21 protein-coding genes and 1 tRNA gene are annotated in these 22860 nt (G+C 69.6%); 12 read left to right on the top strand and 10 right to left on the bottom strand.

The genetic code is table 11. From position 1 onward, the window contains the following. The first annotated feature begins 621 nt into the window (after positions 1-621). Genes BKA24_RS08210 through BKA24_RS08195 form a run of 4 tightly spaced genes read left to right on the top strand, consistent with a single transcriptional unit; the run spans position 622 to position 5206 of the window. Positions 622-2118 (top strand): DHA2 family efflux MFS transporter permease subunit, encoded by a 1497-nt coding sequence (locus tag BKA24_RS08210; RefSeq protein ID WP_184216907.1) that lies wholly within the window; start codon positions 622-624, stop codon positions 2116-2118. Next, on the top strand, positions 2115-4388 hold the full coding sequence (helR, locus tag BKA24_RS08205) for an RNA polymerase recycling motor ATPase HelR (protein ID WP_184216905.1): 2274 nt from the start codon (positions 2115-2117) through the stop codon (positions 4386-4388). The genes BKA24_RS08210 and helR overlap by 4 nt, the downstream gene beginning before the upstream one ends. A gap of 27 nt (positions 4389-4415) precedes the next feature. Next, positions 4416-4628: a hypothetical protein gene (locus BKA24_RS08200; RefSeq protein WP_184216903.1), complete on the top strand. Its 213-nt coding sequence runs from the start codon at positions 4416-4418 to the stop codon at positions 4626-4628. Positions 4629-4672: 44 nt separating this feature from the next. After that, positions 4673-5206: a GNAT family N-acetyltransferase gene (locus BKA24_RS08195; RefSeq protein ID WP_184216901.1), complete on the top strand. Its 534-nt coding sequence runs from the start codon at positions 4673-4675 to the stop codon at positions 5204-5206. Positions 5207-5550: 344 nt separating this feature from the next. Here the strand turns inward: BKA24_RS08195 and BKA24_RS08190 are convergent, their stop codons facing one another. Continuing rightward, a complete protein-coding gene (locus tag BKA24_RS08190) occupies positions 5551-6051 on the bottom strand; it encodes an ATPase, T2SS/T4P/T4SS family (protein ID WP_184216899.1) in 501 nt (166 codons plus the stop codon). 115 nt (positions 6052-6166) lie between these two features. On the opposite strand from BKA24_RS08190, the gene BKA24_RS08185 reads away from it, so the two are divergent. Beyond that, positions 6167-6248 (top strand) — tRNA-Leu (locus tag BKA24_RS08185). Positions 6249-6323: 75 nt separating this feature from the next. Then, on the top strand, positions 6324-7094 hold the full coding sequence (locus BKA24_RS08180) for a VTT domain-containing protein (protein WP_184216897.1): 771 nt from the start codon (positions 6324-6326) through the stop codon (positions 7092-7094). Positions 7095-7106: 12 nt separating this feature from the next. Here BKA24_RS08180 and ku read toward each other — a convergent pair whose 3' ends face one another. Beyond that, positions 7107-7970 (bottom strand): non-homologous end joining protein Ku, encoded by an 864-nt coding sequence (gene ku, locus BKA24_RS08175; protein WP_184216894.1) that lies wholly within the window; start codon positions 7968-7970, stop codon positions 7107-7109. Positions 7971-8030: 60 nt separating this feature from the next. Between ku and BKA24_RS08170 the strand changes: the two genes are divergently transcribed. Continuing rightward, entirely contained in the window at positions 8031-10415 is a 2385-nt protein-coding gene (locus BKA24_RS08170) for an ATP-dependent DNA ligase (RefSeq protein WP_184216892.1), read from the top strand. Positions 10416-10425: 10 nt separating this feature from the next. Here the strand turns inward: BKA24_RS08170 and BKA24_RS08165 are convergent, their stop codons facing one another. From BKA24_RS08165 to murI, 4 genes are all read right to left on the bottom strand, one after another. Then, positions 10426-11337, bottom strand: a complete 912-nt coding sequence (locus BKA24_RS08165; protein ID WP_184216890.1) for a cation diffusion facilitator family transporter — start codon at positions 11335-11337, stop codon at positions 10426-10428. 87 nt (positions 11338-11424) lie between these two features. Next, positions 11425-12030, bottom strand: coding sequence for an RdgB/HAM1 family non-canonical purine NTP pyrophosphatase (rdgB, locus tag BKA24_RS08160; RefSeq protein ID WP_184216888.1), 606 nt, complete (start codon positions 12028-12030; stop codon positions 11425-11427). Then, positions 12030-12767 (bottom strand): ribonuclease PH, encoded by a 738-nt coding sequence (gene rph / locus BKA24_RS08155; RefSeq protein WP_184216886.1) that lies wholly within the window; start codon positions 12765-12767, stop codon positions 12030-12032. Before rph ends, rdgB begins: the two co-directional genes overlap by 1 nt. Continuing rightward, complete coding sequence (gene murI, locus BKA24_RS08150) at positions 12764-13591, bottom strand: glutamate racemase (protein ID WP_184216884.1); 828 nt, start codon at positions 13589-13591, stop codon at positions 12764-12766. Before murI ends, rph begins: the two co-directional genes overlap by 4 nt. A 40-nt stretch (positions 13592-13631) precedes the next feature. Between murI and BKA24_RS08145 the strand changes: the two genes are divergently transcribed. Further along, the gene (locus tag BKA24_RS08145; protein WP_184216882.1) at positions 13632-14963 is read left to right on the top strand and encodes a nicotinate phosphoribosyltransferase; all 1332 of its coding nucleotides are present in this window, start codon (positions 13632-13634) and stop codon (positions 14961-14963) included. On the opposite strand, the gene BKA24_RS08140 is transcribed toward BKA24_RS08145, so the two are convergent. The 3 genes from BKA24_RS08140 to BKA24_RS15930 are packed head-to-tail and all read right to left on the bottom strand — an operon-like array spanning position 14942 to position 18388. Continuing rightward, the gene (locus BKA24_RS08140; protein ID WP_184216880.1) at positions 14942-15208 is read right to left on the bottom strand and encodes a DUF3039 domain-containing protein; all 267 of its coding nucleotides are present in this window, start codon (positions 15206-15208) and stop codon (positions 14942-14944) included. The genes BKA24_RS08145 and BKA24_RS08140 overlap by 22 nt on opposite strands. A gap of 40 nt (positions 15209-15248) precedes the next feature. Then, a complete protein-coding gene (locus BKA24_RS08135; RefSeq protein WP_184216878.1) occupies positions 15249-16802 on the bottom strand; it encodes a hypothetical protein in 1554 nt (517 codons plus the stop codon). After that, a complete protein-coding gene (locus BKA24_RS15930) occupies positions 16778-18388 on the bottom strand; it encodes an ATP-binding cassette domain-containing protein (protein ID WP_343066033.1) in 1611 nt (536 codons plus the stop codon). Before BKA24_RS15930 ends, BKA24_RS08135 begins: the two co-directional genes overlap by 25 nt. 193 nt (positions 18389-18581) lie before the next feature. Between BKA24_RS15930 and BKA24_RS08125 the strand changes: the two genes are divergently transcribed. The 3 genes from BKA24_RS08125 to BKA24_RS08115 all read left to right on the top strand — a co-directional run bounded on the left by BKA24_RS08125 (position 18582) and on the right by BKA24_RS08115 (position 20444). Next, on the top strand, positions 18582-19274 hold the full coding sequence (locus BKA24_RS08125; RefSeq protein WP_184216876.1) for an NTP transferase domain-containing protein: 693 nt from the start codon (positions 18582-18584) through the stop codon (positions 19272-19274). A gap of 66 nt (positions 19275-19340) precedes the next feature. Next, on the top strand, positions 19341-20219 hold the full coding sequence (locus BKA24_RS08120; protein ID WP_184216874.1) for a hypothetical protein: 879 nt from the start codon (positions 19341-19343) through the stop codon (positions 20217-20219). 9 nt (positions 20220-20228) lie between these two features. Continuing rightward, positions 20229-20444: an SCO4848 family membrane protein gene (locus BKA24_RS08115; protein WP_184216872.1), complete on the top strand. Its 216-nt coding sequence runs from the start codon at positions 20229-20231 to the stop codon at positions 20442-20444. Between the two features lies 1 nt (position 20445). On the opposite strand, the gene BKA24_RS08110 is transcribed toward BKA24_RS08115, so the two are convergent. Then, complete coding sequence (locus tag BKA24_RS08110; protein WP_184216870.1) at positions 20446-21717, bottom strand: hypothetical protein; 1272 nt, start codon at positions 21715-21717, stop codon at positions 20446-20448. Between the two features lie 115 nt (positions 21718-21832). Between BKA24_RS08110 and BKA24_RS08105 the strand changes: the two genes are divergently transcribed. Beyond that, the gene (locus BKA24_RS08105; RefSeq protein ID WP_221417568.1) at positions 21833-22849 is read left to right on the top strand and encodes a glycosyltransferase; all 1017 of its coding nucleotides are present in this window, start codon (positions 21833-21835) and stop codon (positions 22847-22849) included. Positions 22850-22860: the final 11 nt, after the last annotated feature.

Raw genomic sequence — 22860 nt, 5'->3', positions numbered from 1 at the left:
CCGGGAGAACGGACCCGTTGGCACCAGTCTCACGTCGGCGTCGACGCGTTCAGGTACGTGCCCATCCCGTTCACGCTCGTCGACGCATGGCCATACGACCACCGCGGGGAGGAGGAAGAGTTCGCTGCGATCGTTCGTGAACAAACCGTGACGGGCCAGACTTCAACCCACAGCCTCGATTCCCTCGACACGGCCGCGATTCCCTCGCGCAGACGACTACGAAACCGAGCTCGCCCGTACCTGACTGCCTCGACAGGGGGCGAGTCGTAGGTCTCATCGCCTTCGCGAGGATGAGTACGTGCAGGCCTCGTAGCTGGCAGCGGTGTGACCGCCGCCGTGGTGCTCGATCAGGTGGGTCCGGATCGCTGGTGCGAACAGGGCCTCCGCGCTGGCAGTGGCGCGGACGAACGGTATACGTCAATGCGACACAAAGGTAGGCACTCGCATGATCGGGGATGCGCGAGCATGTTGGCTCAACCGGGTGTTCGGGAGCTGCGATGGAGGACAGACTTCCCCCCGCATTTTCAGAATATAGCGGAGACGGGGGCTTGCCGCAAGACCCCCCTCGCGAGGGAAGATCGTTGACTGCCGCGCCGAACACTCGACTTCGCAAGGGGAATTATGTCTCAAAGCCGTTCTGCCAGCCCGCTCACGGTGGCTCTGACGGTGATCGTCGGCACGGTGCTGATCGGCATCGATATGACGATCGTGAACATCGCGATACCGCAGCTGACCCGGGACACCGGTGCGCCGTTGACGATGATCCAGTGGGTCGTCACCGGATACACACTCGCGCTGGCTACGGTCATGCCCGCGACCGCGTGGGCGATCGCACGGTTCGGCGCCAGACGCGTGTTCCTCGTCTCGATCTGCCTGTTCACTGCCGGATCCGCGCTCGTGGCCGCCTCGTGGAGCCCGGAGTCGCTCATCGCTTTCCGCGTCGTGCAGGGCGTCGGCGGCGGGTTCGTCATGCCGGCGTCCATGACGCTCGCGCTCGCTGCGACGCCGGGCGAGCAGCGCGGCAGGATCATGGCGGTGCTCGGGCTCCCCGTCCTCATCGGACCCGTCCTGGGCCCGGTGGTCGGCGGGCTGCTGCTGGACAACCTGTCCTGGCGGTGGATGTTCCTCATCAACGTGCCGTTCGGGATCGCCAGCCTCCTCCTCGGACTGCGCAACCTCCCGAAGACACCGAAGGGCCCTGCCCTCCCCCTCGATGTGCGCGGGCTGCTGCTACTCCCGCCCGCGATGGCGCTGCTCGTCCTCGGGACCTCGTTCGCGGGCTCCAGCCTGCTGACCGCCCAGGTGCTGCTCCCGGTCGGCGTCGGGCTCGGGCTGATCGCGTTCTTCATCTGGCACGCGCTCCGCGCGAACGCACCGCTCCTCGACATCCGCGTGCTGACCAGGCCGTTCACCGGGTCCGCCGCGATCGTGCTGTTCCTGTTCACGAGCGGCTGGGGCGCGGGCATGCTCCTGGTGCCCCTGTACTGGCAGGTCGTGCGCGGCGAGAGCGCCACCACCGCGGGACTGTTCGTGGCCCCCGCCGGACTCGCGGCGGGTATCGCCATCCAGATCTCCGGACGCCTGATCGACCGCGTCGCACCGCTGAAGGTCATCGGCACCGGCCTGACCGTCGCCACGGTAGCCACGACCGCGCTGCTTCTGCTGATGGGCACGGACACACCCGCGTGGATGCTGGTCGCGCTGTGGACTACCGTCGCGGTCGGGGCGGGGTTCACCATCATGCCGATGTCGACGGTCGCCACCCGCGCCCTCGACGGGCCTGCCATCCCCGCCATGGCCACCGTGCTCGGCGTCATCAACTACATCTCCAGCGCGATCTGCATCGCCGTCGTCTCCGTCGTGCTCACCTGGCAGCTCGCCGCCCGCCTCCCGGACCTCCCGGGAGAGGGCATCGGCGCGCTGCTCGTGCTGGACCGGGACGAGTTCGCCGTCATCGCGCCACAGGTCGCCGGGGCCGTCCAGTTCGCCCTCTGGGTGCCGGTCGCGCTCATGGCGGCAGCGCTGATCGCCGCCAGCGTGGCGCTGAGGAACGCGCGGGCACCGCAGAAGGCGGACACCTCCGTGGCCGAGTCGTTGACGAGCTCGGAGAACGCATGAACAGGACCGGACACGACGTCTTCGATCTGCCCGAACGCCTCGCCGCGAAAGGCGATCCGGCCCTCATCGGGGCCGACCGTGACCAGTTCGCGGCGATCGCCGCGAGCCTCGCCGGCCAACGAGCGCAGACGACCGCGAGGCTCGACGAATTGCGCCGGTCTCCGGGCGGCTCGGGGCAGGCGGCGATGGAACGTGATCTGGAGATCCATCGGCTGACCGCTCACCTGCGGATGCTGCGCAGGTTCGACATCGATCTGTGCCTGGGACGGATGAGCGCGGCCGATGGTGGCCCTCCCGTCTACATCGGACGAACCGGGCTGACCGACGGGTACGGTAGGCGGCTTCTGACCGACTGGCGGGCTCCCGCCGCCGAGCCATTCTTCGCCGCCACGCTGCAGAACCCGATGGGGCTTGCCAGCCGGCGCCGCTACCGGTGGACCGGCGGACGGGTGACCGACTACTGGGATGAGGCGCTCACCGCTGCAGGGCTCGAGAACGATGCCGCACTCGATGATCAGTCGGCGTTCATCGCCACTCTCGGCGCGCACCGGTCGTCACGGATGCGGGACGTGCTCGCGACGATCCAGGCCGACCAGGATGCCATCATCCGGACCGACTCCCGTGGCGCCCTCGTGGTCGACGGCGGACCCGGCACCGGCAAGACCGTCGTCGCCCTGCACCGGGCCGCGCACCTGCTCTACTCCGAGCCGCGTCTGACCCAGGGCGGGGGCGGGATGCTGTTCGTCGGCCCCACCCCGGCGTATCTCGCCTACGTCGAGGACGTGCTGCCCAGCCTCGGTGAGGAGAACGTGCGGATGTGCACGCTGCGCGATCTCGTCCCCGAAGGCGCCGCCGCCTGCGACGAGCCCGACCCGCGCGTGGCCAGGCTCAAAGAGACGTTGGATGCGGCCGCGCTGATCGAGGCGGTCTTGCGGGCCCGGGTCCGTCCGCCGCGCCGAGCGGTCCAGGTCGAGACGCCGTGGGCGGATCTGATCATCGGCAGAGCCCAGTGGGACGAGGCCTTCGACGCCGCGGACCCCGGCGCCCCGGTCAACGAGGCGCGCGACGAGGTGTGGGAGGAGGTGCTGGAGATTCTTGCCGCTCAGCTGGACAATCCGGAGGTCCCGGCGCACGTGGTGCAGCGCTGGCTGCGGCAGGACGACGAGCTCACCAGCGTCTTCGTGCGAGCATGGCCGTTGCTGGACCCCGCCGGCCTCGTCGCGAGCTTGTGGTCGTCGCCCGACCTCCTCCGGCGATGCGCTCCGCAGCTCTCCGCCGACGACGTGGAACTGCTTCAGCGTGCGGACCCCTACGCGTGGACTCTCGCCGACCTTCCGCTCCTGGATGCCGCCCGCCGGCGCATCGGCGACCCGGAGGACGTGCGGAGCCGGCATCGCCGCGAAGCGGTCGTCGCGGCCGCCCAGGACCAGATGTCGCACGTGATCGAGGATCTCGTCGAGAGCGACGACAGCGAGATGCGGATCATGTCGATTCTGCGCGGTCAGGACGCGCAGAACGTCCTCGCCGGCGTGGACGCGCCACCGGTTGCAGACCCTGACCTGCTCGCGGGTCCGTTCGCCCACATCGTGGTCGACGAGGCGCAGGAGCTCACCGACGCGCAGTGGCGGATGCTGCTGCGCCGTTGCCCGTCGCGCAGCTTCACTATCGTCGGCGACCGCGCCCAGGCCAGGCACGGCTTCCCCGGGACCTGGCAGGAACGCCTGGAGCGGATTGGGTTCCGGGACGTCCGCCAGTCGTCGCTCAACATCAACTACCGCACGCCCGAGGAGATCATGGCGGTCGCCGAACCGTTCATCCGCGCCGCCATCCCGGAGGCCAATGTGCCGACCTCGGTGCGCAGCAGCGGCATCCCGGTCGCCTTCGCCGCGGCGACCGCACGCGACGCGATCCTGACCGAGTGGTTGGACGATCACGCCGACGGCGTCGCCTGTGTCATCGGCGATCCCGGATTCACCGGCTCCGGGCGCGTGCGATCGCTGAATCCCGAGGGGGCGAAGGGACTCGAGTTCGACCTCGTCATCATCGTCGATCCGGAGAAGTTCGGCGACGGCATCACCGGCGCGGTCGACCGGTACGTCGCGATGACCCGCTCAACCGAACGGCTCGCCGTCCTCACCACCGCACCGACCGATGCAGGGCGCAACCGAGCGGGGGATGGGCGGGGCGACAGCATCACTGCCCAACAAGCGGTACCAATGCGGCATGACCGCCCGCGTCGCGAGGTGAGCGGCTCAACACCCTTGCCTTAATGGTCGCTGCCGCTCCAGACGGCAGCGATGCTCGTGATGGGCGCCGCTGCGCTGCTCGTCCTGCAACTTGCTCCGACGGTCGGGGGCCTGCTCGTGGCGCTTGCGCTACTCGGTCACGCGGCGTGGGACTTCTACCACCATCGCGCCCGCCGAGTGGTGAGCCGTCACCTCGCGGAATTCTGCGGAGTGCTTGATGTCTTGGTCGCGATCCTCGTCGTAGTCGTCACCTTCAGCTCATGACCCCGAGCGGGGTCCGGTGGGGGCGGATCACAGATGCGTCCGGCGTGCTGCTGCGCCCACCCGCCGACGCCGACGTTCCGGGGGTGTTCGCCGTCCACCGCGACCCAGCCGTCTATCGGCACGACCCGCAGGAGACCCATCCCGACCCCGATCACACCGCCAGGTTCCTCGCCCCGATGCGCGCCCACTGGGCCGAGCACGGGTTCGGTTATTGGGCGGTGCTCGTGCCGAGCGCGGTGTGGCCCGACGGCGTCGCGGGAGCCGACAGCGATGACGCCGACCGGGTGCTCGCGGGCCTCGGCGGCATCCAGCACCACACGCTGGCCGGCCGGCCAGTGCTCAACGTCTACTACCGGTTCGCCAGAGCGGCCCAGGGCCGTGGTCTGGCCAGGATCGTACTCGACCGCGCTATAGAGATCGCGCCGCTCGTCGCAACCGGAGTGGACATCGTCGTACGCACCCGACCGGCGAGCACAGTAGCGCGGCATGTCGCCGAGCGCGCCGGATTCATCGACGAAGGACTGGAACCAGGTAGCACCGACATGCAGATGCTGCGACGCAGGGCCTGGCACCGATAGCGCTGCGAGAAACTCACTCGCCTTCGCTATCACGTCGAAGTGCTGGTCAATGCGGTCGAGGGAGAGTTCCTGTCGCAGCGTGCAGGCGCTGTTCTGGTTCGCAAACAGCCCCGTTCTCCCAGTACGCGTCGTTCACTGGGACCGTGCGAATCCACTCGACCGGACCCACTCGGCGTCCTCGTCGGCCTCGGTGTCTCGATGCGTGTACGAGCCAGCGTGGGCCTGTGACGAGAGATGGACGGGAGCGCCGCCGACCGTGATGAGCGCTCATCGAAGCGCACGGGTGGCCCGATTACTTTAGAGAGGATGGGGACTCACCATCGGCGAGCCGGGGAATTGTGCACTTACGAATATTTGACTCCGCCAGTGTCCGGGATCACGACGTGCAGGCGTGAGCCGTCGGGAAGGGAGGCGTCGACGAACGGTTGGCTGAGGTCGACGCGGCGCCCCGTGGCCTGCAGCATCCGCTCGACGAGGTCTCGCACCGCGGTCTCGCTGAGCACCAGCGGGGCTCGTTCGCTCCGGCCACCTCGGGCGACATAGATGCGATCCGGCGCATTGATCCAGATCTCCTCGACCTCCGGGTCGTCGAGCAGCGCCTGCACGGGCCCGTAGCCTGCGACGGAGGCGAGGAGGGCACGAACGGATGCCGCCTCGTCGTCGATCACGTCGACGCCGCGTGCGAGGGCGAAGTCGTTGTGCCGACGCACCTCGCTGCGCGCGATGTGCGCGGCGCGGTCGGGGTCACGAGCCGGATCGACCTCCTCCGAGCGGAGTCGTTCCCGCACGCGCTCGGCGACGACGTCGAGCCCTGTCCGGGGGCCTGTCACGGTCGCGAAGCTCATGGTCAGCGATCATTCCAACGGCCTCGCCAGGCGGACGAAGTTATCCACACGCCCCGCGGGAGCGAGGGGCCGCTCACCGGACTCGCGGGCTCGGACACCTAGACTGAACGCACTCGCGGGAGTGGTGAAATCGGCAGACACGCAGGATTTAGGTTCCTGTGCCTTCGGGCGTGTGGGTTCAAGTCCCACCTTCCGCACGAGGCAGTCCGCTGCGTCACCCTTGCATCCCGAACCACCGCGCCGTCCTGGCGTGCCGTCACCGAGGAAGCCCCGTGCACCCTTTCGCTCTGATCCCCTGGCTCGACCCCGAGACGATCATCAACGCGGCCGGCCCGTGGGCCCTCGTCGTGGTCTGTTTCATCGTCTTCGCCGAGACGGGTCTGCTCGTCGGCTTCCTCCTCCCGGGCGACACGCTGCTGATCATGGCGGGGCTCCTCTCCAACCCGGTGACCCACGCACCCAACGGCGTCTTCGGCGTCAACGTGTGGGTGGTGGGCCTCCTCATCGGCCTCGCCGCGTTCGTCGGCGGAGAAGTGGGCTACCTGATCGGCCGCAAGGGCGGACCGGCGGTGTTCGAGCGCAAGGAATCGGGCCTGTTCAGCCGCAGCAACGTCGAACGCACCAACGCGTTCTTCGAGCGGTACGGCGGCGTGACGGTCATCCTCGCGCGCTTCGTGCCCATCGTGCGCACGTTCGCACCCGTCGCCGCCGGCGTCGGCAAGATGTCGTGGCACAAGTACTCGCTGTACAACCTCATCGGCGCCGTCCTCTGGGGCTTCGGGCTCACGGTGATCGGCTACCTCGTGAGCCTCATCCCGGGCGTCGGCGAGTTCGTCGCCGAGTACATCGACGTGATCCTGCTCGTCGCTGTCGCCGGGACGATCGTCTTCATCGTCTGGCACTACTTCGCCGAGAAGCGGAAGGTCCGCCGTGAGATGGCGGCCGGTCCCGACGGCGTGACCGACGCGGCTGAGGCGCAGGAGCTCGTCCTCGAGCGCGAGGCCTTCGACGAGCGCCCTGACGACGAGCGCCCGACCCGCTGACTCAGGCGTCGCTCACGATGCCTTCTTCTTCGCCGGCTTCTTCTTCGCCGCGGGCTTCGCGTCGTCGCCGGCAGCGGCCTTGCCCGACCGCGCGGCCCGGCTCTTCTCGACGCTGGCCCGCAGGGCCTCCATCAGGTCGATGACCTCGCCGCCCGCGGCATCCGTCTTCTCACCGAACGTCTCCGCGGTGTCGAACGCGTCGCCCTTCTCGAGCTTCGCCTCGATCAGCGTGCGCAGCTCCTGCTGGTACTCGTCGGTGAATTCGGTCGGGTCGAAGTCGCTCGAGAAGCTGTCGACGAGGGATGCCGAGAGTTCGAGCTCCTTGCTGGAGATCCGCACCGTCTCCTCCAGCGACGGGAACGACACCTCCCGCACCTCGTCGGCCCACAGGAGCGTCTGCAGCACGAGCACGTCGCCCCGGACGCGGAGCGCGGCGAGCCGCGTCTTCTGGCGGAGCGCGAAGCGGACGATCGCGGTGCGATCGGTCTGTTCGAGTGTCCGCCGCAGCAGAACGTACGCCTTCGGAGAGCTCGAGTCGGGTTCGAGGTAGTAGGCCTTGTCGAGGGTCAGCAGGTCGATCTGCTCGGTCGGCACGAACTCGACGACCTCGATCTCACGGCTGCGCTCACTGGGGAGCGCAGCGAAGTCGTCGGACGTGAGGACCACTGTCCGCTCGCCGTCGTCGTAGGCCTTGTCGATGTCGGCATACGGCACCACCTCGCCGTCGATCTCGCAGATCCGCTGATATCGGATGCGACCGCCGTCGGCCGCGTGCACCTGGTGCAACGACACGTCGTGGTCCTCCGTCGCCGAGTACACCTTGACGGGGACGTTCACGAGCCCGAAGGTCAGCGCACCTTTCCAGATCGCTCTCATCCCACCAGTAGACACCCGTCACAGCCCGCCGCCATAGGGGTTGCGCACTAATCTGGGCGCATGCCAGCCGCTCCGCAGGACGTCGTCGTCGACGGACGTCGCCTGCGGCTCACCAATCTCGACAAGGTCATGTACCCCGAGACGGGCACGACCAAGGGCGAGGTGATCGACTACCTGACCCGGGTGGCCCCCGTCATGCTGCCGCACCTCGACGGGCGGCCCATCACCCGCATCCGATGGCCCGACGGCACCGGCGAAGGGTCGTTCTTCGCGAAGCACCTCGAAGCGGGCGCGCCGTCCTGGGTCGCACGCCGGCCCATCGAGCACTCGACGGGCGCGAAGGACTATCCGCTCGCCGACGGCATCCCCACCCTCGTGTACCTCGCCCAGGTCGCGTCCATCGAGCTCCACGTCCCCCAGTGGCGTTTCGACGAGGAGGGGCGACGACAGCGTCCCGACCGTCTCGTCCTCGACCTCGACCCGGGTCCCGGCATCGGACTGACCGAGTGCGCCGAGGTCGCTCGATGGGCGAAGGCGATCCTCGAAGACCTCGGCATGGCACCGCTGCCGGTCACCAGTGGGAGCAAAGGCATCCACCTGTACGCGCCGCTCGACGGTTCGCGGACGAGCGAGGAGATCAGCGCGTTCGCCAAGGAACTCGCGCGCGCCCTCGAGGCCGACCATCCCGACCTCGTGGTCAGTCAGATGTCGAAGGCGCTCCGGCCCGGCAAGGTGTTCCTCGACTGGAGCCAGAACAACGGCAAGAAGACGACGATCGCACCGTACTCGCTCCGCGGTCGAGACCGTCCCACCGTCGCCGCTCCCCGCTCCTGGGACGAACTGGCGGACCCCGACCTCCGGCACCTCCTTCTCGACGAGGTGCTCAGCCGCGTCGCGGAGCGCGGCGATCTGTTCGCCGCACTCGCGCCTGCCGGAGGCGGACCCTTGACGTCGTACATCGCGAAGCGATCGGCCGAGCGCACCCCCGAGCCTGTGCCTGACTCCCCCGCCGCGGCCCGCCAGGGAGATGCCTCCCGCTTCGTCATCCAGGAGCATCACGCCCGCCGGCTCCACTACGACCTGCGACTGGAACGGGACGGGGTACTCGTCAGCTGGGCGGTGCCCCGCGGCATCCCGGACTCGCCCTCGAAGAACCACCTCGCCGTGATGACCGAACCGCATCCGATGGAGTATCTCGACTTCGCCGGTGACATCCCCGCCGGCGAGTATGGCGCCGGGTCGATGTCGATCTGGGACGCCGGCACGTTCACGCTGGAGAAGTGGCGCGATGACGAAGTGATCTTCACCGCGACCGGGCGGGACGACGGCCCCCTCGGCTCGGCGCGACTCGCCCTCATCCGCACGAGCGGGAGCGGTGAGAAGTCGCAGTGGCTCCTGCACCGGATGAAGACGGATGCCGCCGGCCCGCCGGCCCGCCCGCGGTCCCCCCGCGGGGTCGACAGGACCGCTCCCGGGCCACGCGACCTCGCTCCGATGCTCGCGAGCTCGTCCACACCCCCGCTCGCGCGCCGCGCCGCCGAGCGCTGGGGACCGTGGGTGGAGTTCAAGTGGGACGGTGTTCGGGCGATCGGCATCTGGGACGGCGCGCGACTGCAGCTCCGTGCCCGCAGCGGGACAGACATCACCGGCCGATACCCCGAGCTGACGGCGATCGATGCCGGTCTGGGAACGCGACCGTGCGTGGTCGACGGCGAGATCGTCGCGCTCGACGAACGGAATCGGCCGAGCTTCTCCCTCCTGCAGCACCGGATACATCTCACCGGGCGAGCCGAGATCGAGCGCGAGGCCCGGCGGATCCCCGTGCAGTTCATGCTGTTCGACGTGCTCGAGATCGACGGGACGGATGCCGCCCCGCTCCCCCTCGCACAGCGTCGCGAGCTCCTGGAGGCGGTGGCAGGCAGCGCGATCGACGCGATCGTCGTCCCTCCCGTCGCGGACGACGTCGACGACGCCCTCGCGACGGCGGAGCGGCTCGGCTTGGAAGGCGTCGTGGTGAAGGACCCGTCGTCGACCTACCGCAGGGGGCAGCGGAGCGAGCATTGGCTGAAGGTGAAGCTGACGCTGATGCAGGACGTGGTCATCGGCGGCATCCGTCCCGGCAAGGGCGGTCGATCCGGCACGATCGGTTCGCTGCTGATGGGAATCCCGGGGCCGGACGGCCTCCGCTACGTGGGCCGGGTCGGGTCGGGCTTCAGTGACGCGACGCTGGCGCGACTGACGGCACTCCTCGAACCGCTGCGCGACGACGTGAACCCGTTCGTCGACATCGGTGCGGTCGAGGCGTCCGACGCCCTGTGGGTCCGGCCGGAAGTGGTCGGCGAGGTCGAGTACGCCGAGGCGACGCCGAACGGCACCCTGCGGCATGCCCGCTGGCGCGGCATCCGACCCGATAAGGCACCCGCGGAGGTGGAAGCCGAAGCTTGAGCGCCACGCATCAGGCGTGAGCGTCGTGCTCGATATGCCCCGCGGGCTCGAGCTGGAAGGTCGAGTGCGCCACATCGAAGTGGTGCGACAGACACGTCTGCAGGCGCGAGAGCAGCTCCCCCGCCCCCTCGTCGGCGAACAGCTCCGGTGCGACCACCACGTGGGCGGTGAACACGGGCGCGCCGCGCGTGAGCTGCCAGACGTGAACGTCGTGCACGTCGACCACGCCCTCCGTCCCGAGGATGTGGTCGCGGATGTCCGCGACGCGCGTGCCCGCCGGCGCGCGCTCACCCAAGACGGCGAAGACCTCGCGCAGCAGGCTGATCGCCCGGGGGACGATCAGCGCCGCGATGACGAGCGAGGCGACGGCGTCGGCCGGCATCCACCCCGTCACCCAGATGACCGCCGCAGCGACGAGCACGACGACAGACCCCAGGAGGTCGCCGAGCACCTCGAGATAGGCTCCTCGCACGTTGATGCTCGTCCGCTGTGCGCTGCTCAGAACGTAGAGCGAGACACCGTTGGCGACGAGGCCGATGATCGCCACCACGAGCATCGGCAGGCCCTGCACCTCGGCGTCTGCGGGACTCATCAGGCGCCGAACGGCTTCGACGGCGATCCAGGCGCCGAGCGCGATCAGGATGACCGCGTTCAGCAGGGCTCCGAACACCTCCGCCCGCTGATACCCGTACGTCTGGCGCTCATCGGCTGGTCGCGCCGCCACCGACGCCGCGATCAGAGCGATCACGAGGCCCGAGCTGTCCGTGAACATGTGTCCGGCGTCCGCGAGGAGGGCGAGCGAGCCTGTCAGCACCGCGCCGATCACCTGCACCACGAGCACGGTCGCGGTGATCCCGAGCGAGATCGCGAGGAGGCGACGAGGGTGCCCGGAGCGGATGCCGGCGGGCGCGTGGTCGTGCATGACTCGAGGCTACGACGGCGCGGCCGCCCGATCCGCCTGATCGGCGAACTCGGGAATGAGTCCGATTCTCAGGCTCAGCGCCTCAGGTCACAGCGCGCTGAGCAGCGGAGCCAACGACACGAAGGCGCGCGCCCGGTGCGAGGTCGCGTTCTTCTCTTCCGGGGTGAGCTCGGCGGCGGAACGGCCGTCGGCATCGTCCGGCAGGAACACGGGGTCGTACCCGAAGCCGTTCTCACCCCGGGGCGCGGTCGCGAGCCGTCCGCGCCACACACCCTCGACGACGTGCTCGGCACCACCGGGCACGACGAGGGCGATCGTCGACACGAACTGAGCCGCGCGATGCGGGTCGGCGACGTCGGACAGCTGATCGAGGAGCAGCTCGTAGTTGGCGACGCCGTCCTTGCGGTGCCCGGCCCAGTACGCGGAGAACACCCCGGGCGAGCCGCCGAGCACGTCGACACTGATGCCGGAATCGTCCGCCATCGCAGGCAGGCCGGTGTGCGCCGCTGCCGCTCGCGCCTTGATCAGCGCGTTCGCCGCGAAGGTCACGCCGTCCTCGACCGGCTCGGGACCGTCGTAACCGATCACCTCGAGGTCGGGACGCGTCGCCGCGACGATCGCGCCGAACTCCTCGACCTTGTGCGCGTTGTGCGTCGCGAGGACGACCTGACGCCGAGGTGTGGCATCCGTCATCAGGATGCCGCCAGCGCCGCGCTCTGCTCGTCACGCAGCGAGCCGCAGCCCGCGACCCCGAGCTCCAGCAGCGCGTCGAGCTCGCGCTTGTCGAAGGGGGCGCCCTCAGCCGTCCCCTGGACTTCGACGAAGAGCCCGCGACCGGTGACGACGATGTTCATGTCGGTCTCGGCGCGGACGTCCTCGACGTATGCAAGGTCGAGCATCGGCTCGCCGTCGATGATGCCCACCGACACGGCCGAGACGGAATCGATGAGGGCCTTCGCATTCTTGCCGACGAAGCCCTTCGCGCGACCCCACTCGATGGCATCGGCGAGGGCGACGTACGCTCCGGTGATCGCCGCGGTACGCGTGCCGCCGTCGGCCTGCAGCACGTCGCAGTCGATGACGATGGTGTTCTCTCCGAGCGCCTTGGTGTCGACGACGGCGCGCAGCGCGCGGCCGATGAGGCGCGAGATCTCGTGGGTGCGGCCGCCGACCTTGCCCTTGATCGACTCGCGGTCGTTGCGCGAATTGGTCGCCCGCGGCAGCATCGCGTACTCCGCCGTGACCCAGCCCTTCCCCTTGCCGGTGAGCCACCGCGGAACGCCGTTCGTGAACGAGGCGGTGCACAGCACCTTGGTGCCCCCGAACGAGATCAGGGCCGACCCTTCGGCGTGAGCACTCCACCCTCGTTCGATGGTGACAGGGCGCAGCTGGTCGACGGAGCGGCCGTCGGCACGGGTGGTCGCGGTCATGGGGTTCCCTTCGGTAGGTCGATCGCACCGGTCTGCACGAGACGGACGGCGCTGACGCCGCGACCCATGAGACGGTCGGCGAGCCGGATGAAGTCCTCCGCGGACTCACCCGTCGCCTCATACACGTGTGTGGGCCGAGCCTCGGGCCCGGCGAGGAGGTCGCGCGAGACGAGCTGACGGTAGACGTCCTTCGCCGTCTCGGTGTCGCTCGAGACCAGGGACACGTCCGGTCCCATCACATAGCTGATGGCCCCTTCCAAGAAGGGGTAGTGCGTGCACCCGAGGACGACGGTGTCGACGCCCGCATGCCGCAGCGGCGCCAGGTACTCCTCGGCCACGCGCAGCACGTCGGGCGTGTCGGTGACGCCTGCCTCCACGAAGTCGACGAAGCGCGGGCACGCCTGCGCGAAGACCGTCAGACGCTCGTCGACGCCGAGCATGTCCTGGTAGACGCCCGATCCGATCGTGCCGGATGTCCCGATGACACCGATCCGTCCGTTCCGCGTCGTGGACACCGCGGTCCGCACGGCCGGCCCGATCACTTCGACGACGGGGACGTCGTACCGCTCGCGCGCGTCGCGCAGGAGAGCGGCGGATGCCGTGTTGCAGGCGATCACGAGCATCTTCACGCCCTCGTCCACGAGGGTGTCGAGTACCTCGAGGCCGTACCGGCGGACATCCGCGATCGGCTTCGGCCCGTAGGGCGAGTGCGCGGTGTCACCGATGTAGACGATCGACTCTCGCGGCAGGAGCTGCGAGACCGCTCGCGCCACCGTGAGTCCGCCGACCCCGGAGTCGAAGATCCCAATGGGTGCGTCCGTCACGGTCGTCCAGCCTACTCCGGGCGCTGGATAGAGTTTCCGCATGAGCACCCCCACGGCGTTGCTGACCGACCGGTACGAACTGACGATGCTCGACGCCGCCCTCCGGGACGGCACGGCGGCGCGCCGATGCGTCTTCGAGCTGTTCGGTCGGCGCCTCCCCGGCGGGCGTCGTTTCGGTGTCGTCGCCGGGACCGGCCGCCTGCTCGGCCTCCTGCGGGACTTCCGCTTCGACGAGGCCGAGATCGCCTTCCTGCGCGACAACGGTGTCGTCAGCCGCGAGACCATCCGCTATCTGGAGGACTACCGCTTCACGGGCTCCATCACGGGATACCGCGAAGGCGAGATCTACTTCCCCGGCTCCCCCATCCTCACGGTGGAGGGCACCTTCGCCGAAGCGGTCATCCTCGAGACCCTCGCCCTGAGCGTCCTCAACCACGACTCGGCCGTCGCGACGGCCGCCGCCCGGATGAGCATCGCCGCCGGCGACCGCCCGCTCGCGGAGATGGGCTCCCGACGTGCCGCGGAGCGATCCGCCGTCGCCGCCGCCCGTGCCGCGTACATCGCCGGCTTCTCAGCGACCAGCAACCTCGAGGCCGGACGCGCCTGGGGCGTCCCCACGATGGGCACCGCGGCTCACGCCTGGACGCTCCTGCACGACACCGAGGAGGACGCGTTCCGGAGCCAGATCGCATCGCTCGGCGTGAACACCACCCTGCTCGTGGACACCTACGACATCGCCCAGGGCGTCGCGACCGCCGTCGCCGTCGCCGGGACCGAACTCGGCGGCGTGCGACTGGACTCCGGGGACCTCCCGACCGTCGCCGCCTCCGTTCGCGCCCAGCTCGACGACCTCGGCGCGACGTCGACGAAGATCACGGTCACGAGCGACCTCGACGAGTTCGCGATCGCCGCTCTCGCGGCATCCCCCGTCGACTCCTACGGGGTCGGGACATCCGTCGTCACCGGCTCGGGGTCGCCGACCGCGGGCATGGTCTACAAGCTCGTCGCCCGCCAGGCGAACGACGGCGGCTGGGTCTCGGTGGCGAAGGCGTCGACGTCGAAAGCCTCAGTGGGCGGGCGCAAGACGGCGTTCCGACTGCGTGATCCCCACGGCGTCGCCACCGCGGAGTCGATCGTCGTGGCCGACGGCTTCGAGCAGTCGCCCGCCGCCCGTGATCGCGCAGATGCGCGCGCCCTGCAGGTGACGCTGGTCGAAGGCGGCGACATCGACGTCGCGCACGAGGGAGCAGACGGTGTCGCAGCCGCTCGTGCGCACCACCTGCGCGTGCGAGAGGAGCTGCCGGTGATGGCGCTCGCGCTCAGCCGCGCCGACCCCGCGCTGCCGACGGTCTACGACGTCATCGACGCGTAGATCTCCTTGCACGTGGGGCACACCGGGAACTTCTCCGGGTCGCGCCCGGGCGTCCACTTCTTTCCGCACAGCGCCCGCACGGGCTTGCCGGTGATCGCCGACTCGAGGATCTTGTCCTTTTTGACGTAGTGGGAGAACCGCTCGTGGTCGCCCGGCTCGATCGTCTCCTCGCGGATGAGTTCCTCGAGCTCACGGTCGAGAGTGGCGAGGCCGCCCTGGTCGGGGCTGTCGATCGGGGTGCTCATGACCCCGATTCTAATCGTGAGGAGCGGCATCCGGCCCGGCTCACATCGTCTCGGCGAACTCCATGAGACGACTCGATCGACGCTCGAACACGACACCGCCGACGATGACACCCGCCAGCAGCACGACAGCGCCGATGATGATGCCGCCCCACAGTGCGGTCCACGCGTAGTCGGGGCCGCGGTTCAACGCCAGCCACCCCCACCACAGCGCCGGGGCGCTCACCACGATCGCACCGAAGAACACGAGCGCCTGCGCCATCCCGCCGCCGGTGCGCTGCGGCTGCTCGAACGGGCCATCCCCGGGACGCGTCACGGCGTACGGCGCCGCAGCCGAGGACACCGAGCCGAGGCCCAGACCACAGGCGAACAGGCTGACGCAGACGCCGACCATCGCCGGAAGGATCGACCACCGATCGTGCACCCAGACCGAGAGCGTGATCGCCGCGGCCAGGAGGGGCACGGAGATGAGCATGATCGGAGCGAGACGTCCGACTCGATCGGCAATCCCCCGCACACCCGAGGAGATGTGCATCCAGATGCCGGTGGAGTCGTACGCGAGATCGTTGTGGGCGAGCCATCCCAAGAACAGCGCCATGAGCGGCGGCGGGATCAGCGCGACCGTCTGCACGGGAACGCCCACCACCAGCAGCGGGACCACGACGAGCACCGAGGCGATGGGCACGATGACGATGTTCGCGAGGTGTCGTGGGTCTGAGAACCAGTACACGACGCTGCGGGCGGCGATGACGCCACTGGGAAGGCCCGGCATGACGGCGAACCATCCCAGGCCTCGGCGCTCGCGGACCGGAACGGGACGTTGGATGGTCGTGAGCATGCGTCGCACGAGCCACCACCACAGCAGAACGAGAGCCAGCAGCGTCAGCAGCGCGATGACGACCGAGCGAGCCAGATCACCGCCGGTCCGGAGCGGAATCGCCCAGGCCGCGCCGATCGGGCTCACCGCCAGTGCGGACGCGGCTTCCGTGAGCTGCGTGGGCAGGCCGCCCGACCAGTCCAGCGAGACGAGGAAGACCGCCGCCGGGACGACCAGGACCGATGCCGCGACGACCAGGAGCCCCGTCAGCTGGGGACCTCTCCGATCGCGGAGCGCCAGGGCACCGATCGCCATCGCGCACCGTGCGCCGACGACGCAGGTCGCAAGCCCGAGCACGGCGGCGAACACGGCGAGCGGGACAGAAGCGCCCTGCCCGGCCCAGGCCGCGACGACAGCGACGCCGAAGGCGATGACGACCATCGCCGGCACACTGACGAGGGACGCGAGGACGATGGTCGCCGCAAGGCGCCCAGGGGGAAGGCCGAGCGGACCGAATCTGCGCGGATCGAGCGGATCCTCCGCTCCGGCGAAGAGGGGGACCAGCAGGAAGCCGGCGACGACGAGGGATCCCGCCGTGATCAGCAGGGTCGAAGCCGTGCCGGATGCCGCGTCCCCGAGCCTCACGACGGCGACGCACACGGCGACGACGGCGACGACAAGCGCAAGCGTGGCGAATACACGCCGGGCGACGACCGCGGGACGGGCGCGGACCGATCCCGCCAGCAGCGCGAGCCTCAGTCCGAGTACGTGTGCAACCACTCGAGACCCTCCACGTCGCTGCGTCCCCCGGCGAGCTGCACGAAGCGTTCCGCGAGGGTGTGGTCCCCACGCACCTCGTCGACGGTGCCGCGAGCGAGGACCTGACCCGCCACGATGACCGCGACGCCGTCGCACACCCGCTCGACGAGATCCATGCCGTGGCTCGACAGGATGACGGTGCCGCCGGAGGCGACGTACGTCGAGAGGATCTCGAGGATGACGCCGCTGGAAACCGGGTCGACGGCCTCGAACGGCTCGTCGAGGACGAGCAGTCGCGGCGCGTGGATCATGGCTCCGGCGAGGAGGAGCTTCTTGGTCATGCCCGCCGAGTAGTCGGAGACGGGGCGACCGAGGGCGCTGGTCAGATCGAACGCGCGCGCAAGGTCGGCGGCACGCTCGGCGACGACCGCGGGCCGGAGGCCTCGGAGGACGCCGTAGTAGTGCAGCAGTTGACGCCCCGAGAGGCGGTCGAAGGTGCGAAGCCGATCGGGCAGCACCCCCATCTGGGCCTTCGCTCCCCGGGGGTCGCGACCGAGGTCGACGCCCGCGATCTCCACGGTTCCGGAATCGGGGCGCAGGAGGCCTGCGATCATCGACAGGGTCGTCGTCTTGCCGGCACCGTTGGGCCCGACCAGACCGTAGAAGCTTCCGGCGGGGATCTCGAGGTCGACAGCGTCCACCGCGCGCGTCTGACCGAAGGACTTGGTGACGCCGCGCAGGCGCAGCGCGGGAGCCTCGCCGGCGTTTCCGGCGATGTCGTGGGGCGGATGCCACGGCGCGGGCACTGCCGCGGGCTCTCCACCCTCGGCAACCGCCTCGGCGTCATCCGCGTCACCGTCGCCGAGGAGCAGTTCGAGATCGGACGCTTCGACGTCTGAGCGTTCCGGTTCCTTGAAGGTCTCCGCGTCGGCATCCATCACCGGCTCAGGCTCAGGCTCGATGACGGGCTCAGGCTCCGGTTCGGGCACGACCACCGGTTCTGGCTCGGGCTCGGGCACGACCACCGGTTCTGGCTCGGGCTCGGGTTCGACCACCGGCTCCGGCTCGGGCTCGGGCTCGACCACCGGCTCCGGCTCGGGCTCGGGTTCCGACTCCGGCTCGGGCTCGGACGCCGGCTCGGGCTCGACGACGGGCGCAGGGTCCGGCTCGGGCAGGATCACCTGTTCAGGCTCAGGTGCAGGCTCGACGAAGGCCTCCGGCTCCGGGGCGACGAGAGGCTCGGGCGTCGCCATCGGTTCCTGGGCCGCGCCCTGGTAGCTCGCGGCCGCGACAGCGGCGGGGATCTCGGGCTTGTCGGGGACGGCAGGCGCCGCGGGCGCGTTCTTCCGCGGTGCGCGCTTCTTCCGGGGCGGCCGCGATGCGGCCGGCAGGGGCGGTTTCGGCGGGATGTCGTCTATCCGTTCCGCAACAGCGGAATCCGCACCCTGAGCGCCGCTCGGCGAGGGTGGCGACATGGTGTCGCGTCCGTCTGCGGCGTCGGCGCGAGCTGCGGCCGCTTCGGCCGCGGGCACCGCCGGCGGCGGGGGCGGAACGGCGGAACCGCGATCCGGAGCCAGGTCCGTCTCGGGCTGCGGCCGGGGCGGCATGGCAGTCACTCCTCAAACTTAGCAAGCGAGTTCGGCGCATCCGCCGTACGATCGACCCGGGGCGTTTTGTCACGATAAGACAACGTCACCGGGGTGTTCGGCGCCTTTTCAGGTGGTCTCGCTACCATGAGAGACGGCACGAAGAGGTGTCCATCAGATGAACGGACAGTGACCACACCGTCAGGAGCAACTCGTGACCACCCAGATCGTCATCCTCGCCGCAGGCATGGGCTCGCGTCTGGGACGCAGCCTTCCCAAGCCCCTCACCGCGCTCGGCGACGGCCGCACCATCATGGGGCAGCAGCACGACAACATCCGCGCGGCGTTCGGCGCCGACGCGAAGATCACCACGGTGGTCGGCTACCGCGCAGAGACCGTCGTCGACGCGTTCCCGGATGCCGAGTACGTCTACAACGACCGTTACGACCAGACCAACACCTCCAAGAGCCTCCTCCGCGCGCTGAAGGCGACAGGCAAGGGCGGCGTCCTCTGGATGAACGGCGACGTCGTCTTCGACCCCCGCGTCCTCGGCCGCGCACTGTCGCTCATCGAAGCGGAGCAGTCGTTCGTCACCGTCAACACCGCGAAGGTCAGCGACGAAGAGGTCAAGTACACCGTCGACGCCCAGGGCAACATCGCCGAGCTCTCGAAGTCCGTCGTCGGCGGCCTGGGAGAAGCCGTCGGGATCAACTTCATCTCCCGCGCCGACAAGGCAGCCCTCATCGCGCAGCTCGGCCGCGTGGACGACCAGGACTACTTCGAGCGCGGCCTGGAACTGGCCATCGCGGAGAACGGCGTGCGCGTCCAGCCGCTCGACATCTCCGACCTCTACGCGGTCGAAATCGACTTCGCCGAAGACCTCGAGCGGGCGAACCTCTTCGTCTGACCCGGGCATCGACGCGCTGTCAATGCCCAGCGCTCATCCAGCGCTCGGTTCTACGATCGGTCTGCCATGACCGACGTTCCTCGCATCCATTCGCTCCCCGCAGACTCCCCGTGGGCGGGCGGACTCCCGCCTGAGGGTTCGGACGAGCACCCGCGGGTGATCCGGATGCTGGACCGCGTCCTCGCCGTCCAGCGGCCCGCGGTCGTCGCTCACCTGCGTGGCATCCGACTGCGCCATCCGGATGCCACGACCGCAGACATCGCTCGCATCCTCGAGCGCCGGTACCTGACCGCCGTGACCACCGGTGGTGCGGCAGTCGGCGCCACGGCGGTCGTGCCCGGGATCGGCACCGGCATCACCCTCGCCCTGAGCGGGGTCGAGACGGTCGGCTTCCTCGAAGCGAGCGCACTCTTCGCCCAGTCGCTGGCCGAGCTCCACGGCATCCGCGTCGAGAATCCCGACCGAGCGCGTGCGCTCGTCCTCACGTTGATGGTCGGGAAGGAGGGTGTCGATCTCGTCTCGCAGTTCGCGCGTCAGGCCGGCGGCACGGGACCCGCACGAGACAAGTACTGGGGTGACCTCGTCACGAAGTCCCTCCCGCGCGCGATGATGGGCCCCCTGGTCGACCGGCTCAAGACGGCCTTCCTGCACCGGTTCGCGGCGCAGGGCGGGGCATCGCTGATCGGGAAGGCTCTTCCCTTCGGCGTCGGCGCGGTCGTCGGCGGGACCGGCAACCACATTCTCGGCAGACGAGTGGTCGTGAACGCGCGACGCGCGTTCGGCGCTCCCCCAGCGCGCTTCCCGGCGGACATCGAACCAGCGCCCGGCGCCGTGCCCCTCGAGCGCGCAGCGGGGCGAGCCGTCGGCGGTCTGCTGCGGCGCCGCGGTCCGAAGCGGCTCGAACAGCCCGCGCAGGGCGATGGACCGGCGCTTCCCGAACAGTAGGCTCGGACGGTGACTCCGCTGCTCATCGGTCTTCTGCTGGTCAACGCCGCGTTCAACGTCCTGGTGTGGCCGACCTTCTACCGGCGGGTGGCGCGCGACCCGCGTGCGCGCGACGCATCGGGACGGCCCGCACGGTTCCTGATCGTGCACGCCGTGCTGATCGGTGCAGCCCTGCTCCTCGCCGCGGCGTCAGCCGTCGTCGCGATCATCGCGTTGACGGCCTGACTCACTCCTCGTCGAGTTCGGCTTCTTCGGCCTCGTCGTCGGGAGCATCCGCGGTGACCGCGTGCCAGCGGTCCCACTCCAGCATCATCCGCGCGACGGCATCGTGGAACCGCGCGGATGCCGCCCCGGGTGAAGTGTCTCCGAAGTAGTGGCGCACCCAGTGCTCGAGCCGCGCAACGGCGTCGGGGTCGGTGCGCACCCGTTCCACTGCCGCGAGCAGCTGTGCGGGTGTGCCGGGGTCGAGCCACTCCGCGTCGGCGAGATACCCACCGGTGTCGACGGTCGCTTCGGGCTCGATCGGACGGGTGACCAGCAGCGGCAGACCCGCGGCCAACCGGTCGTAGACCATCGCAGAGATGTCGACGACGGCAACCTCGGCGACGGCCAGCTGCCACCCGAGGTCGGGACCGTCGTCGAAGACATGCTGCGCGGTGCGATCGGCCGCGTTCGCCGCCTCGATGGCGGCGACGATCCGACGATGGGCAGCACCGTAGTCGGCGTCGACGACACCCGATCGGGGGTGCGGACGGTACAGGAGCCGATGGTCGGGCGAGGCGAGGACCGCCCGGACCAGATCCTCGCCGTGCGAACGGATGCTGCCGTAGAAAGCCGAGGGCCGATCGCCCTCCCAGGTCGGGGCGTAGAGGACCACCACGCGGTCGTCCGGCGTGTACGGCAGGTCGCCGGAGAAGTGGTCGGCCTGCGGCCGGCCGATGGCGATCGTGCGCGAGTCGAGGTCGTACTTCCACAGCACACGCGCCAGTCGCGCGCGCGCGGCATCCCCCGCGATCAGGGCGTAGTCGTACGCCTTGAACTGGTTCGTGGTCATGTACATCTTGTCGGACTCACCGTGATTGATGAACACGTGCCAGCGGTGGCCGTATCGGAACATCTGGAAGTTCCGGGTGTTCTGATTCACGTAGAGGACGATCCGCAGATCCTGCGTGAAGATGTAGGACTCCAGGTCGCGCACTGTCGGGACGAAGGCCACCGGCAGGGATCCGTCATCGATGAGGGCGCGCGCACCCGTCGGATTGCGGCTGAGCACCACGACCGGCCAGGCCTTCGAGAGCAGCTGGAGCGGTTTGTACCACTGCCGGATCTGGTACATGTTCACGTCGCCGTCGGCGAAGTACACCGCGATCCGGTAATGGTCGCTCGGATGCCGGGGCTCACTGCGGAGTCGACGGCGGACGTCGCCCACGGCGCGGCGGTTCGCGACAGCCTTCTCGACCAGCGCGAGCACTTTCCTCACGTCACCGAGCGCACCCATCCGTCCATTCTACCGAGAGGGCTCCCAGCGGCCGTCGTGGCATGATCGACGGGTGCATGACGACCTTCCCGCCACTCGGGACGCCGCAGTCCCGTCGCCGGGAGTGAGCTTCGTCATGCCGGTGCTCAACGAGCGGGACTACCTCGAGAACGCCGTGGCCACGGTGCTGAGCCAGGAGGTGGCGGAGCCGCTCGAACTCATCCTCGCGCTCGGCCCCTCCCGCGACGGGACGACCGCCCTCGCCGAGCGCATCGCCGCGCGTGATCCGCGGGTGCGGCTCGTGGCGAATCCCGCGGCCGACATCCCGGTCGGGCTCAACCTCGCCATCCGGGCCGCACAGTACGAGACGATCGTCCGTGTCGATGCGCACTCCGAACTCGACCCCGGGTACACCCGGCAGGCGCTCGCCACCCTCCGCAGGGTCGGCGCCGCCAATGTCGGGGGGGTGATGCGGGCGGACGGTCGAACCGCATTCCAGCGGGCGGTCGCCCGCGCCTACAACTCACGGATCGGGCTCGGCGGCGGCGCCTATCACGGCGGCGCAGAGGAAGGTCCCGCCGAGTCGGCGTACCTCGGTGTGATGCGTCGCCGGGTGCTGGAAGACGTCGGCATGTTCGACGAATCCATCAGACGCGGGGAGGACTGGGAGCTCAACCTCCGCATCCGCGCCGCGGGGTATCGCGTCTGGTTCGACCCGAAGCTGGCCGTCACATACTGGCCCCGGGAGAGCTGGGCGCGGCTCGTCCGCCAGTTCATCGCCACGGGAACCTGGCGCGGCGAGCTCGTGCGGCGGTTCGGTCGCCGGAATTCGCTCCGGTTCTTCGCGCCGCCCGCCCTGGTCGTCCTCGTCGCCGTCGCCGCCGTGGTCGCGGTCCTCCACGCCGTCGGAGCCCTTGCAGGGGCCGCCGGCATCCTCGCGTGGACCCTGTACGCGCCGCTCGTCGCCTACGCCGCCATCGTCCTGTTCGTCGCGGTCGCCTCGGGCGGCTCACTGCGCGAACGGATCTGGCTCGCCGCCGTTGTGCCGAGCATGCACCTCGCCTGGGGCCTCGGTTTCATCGGCGGTCTCACGCGCGGGGCGAAACACACCGTCGACACCTCACGCCTCGACCGCAACACCCCGCTCCCCTGACGGCAGGGCGA

The organism is Microbacterium marinum (assembly GCF_014204835.1).
GTDB lineage: Bacteria > Actinomycetota > Actinomycetes > Actinomycetales > Microbacteriaceae > Microbacterium > Microbacterium marinum.
The sequence above is the reverse complement of the archived record's forward strand: the minus strand, read 5'-3'. Positions and strand labels throughout refer to the sequence as shown.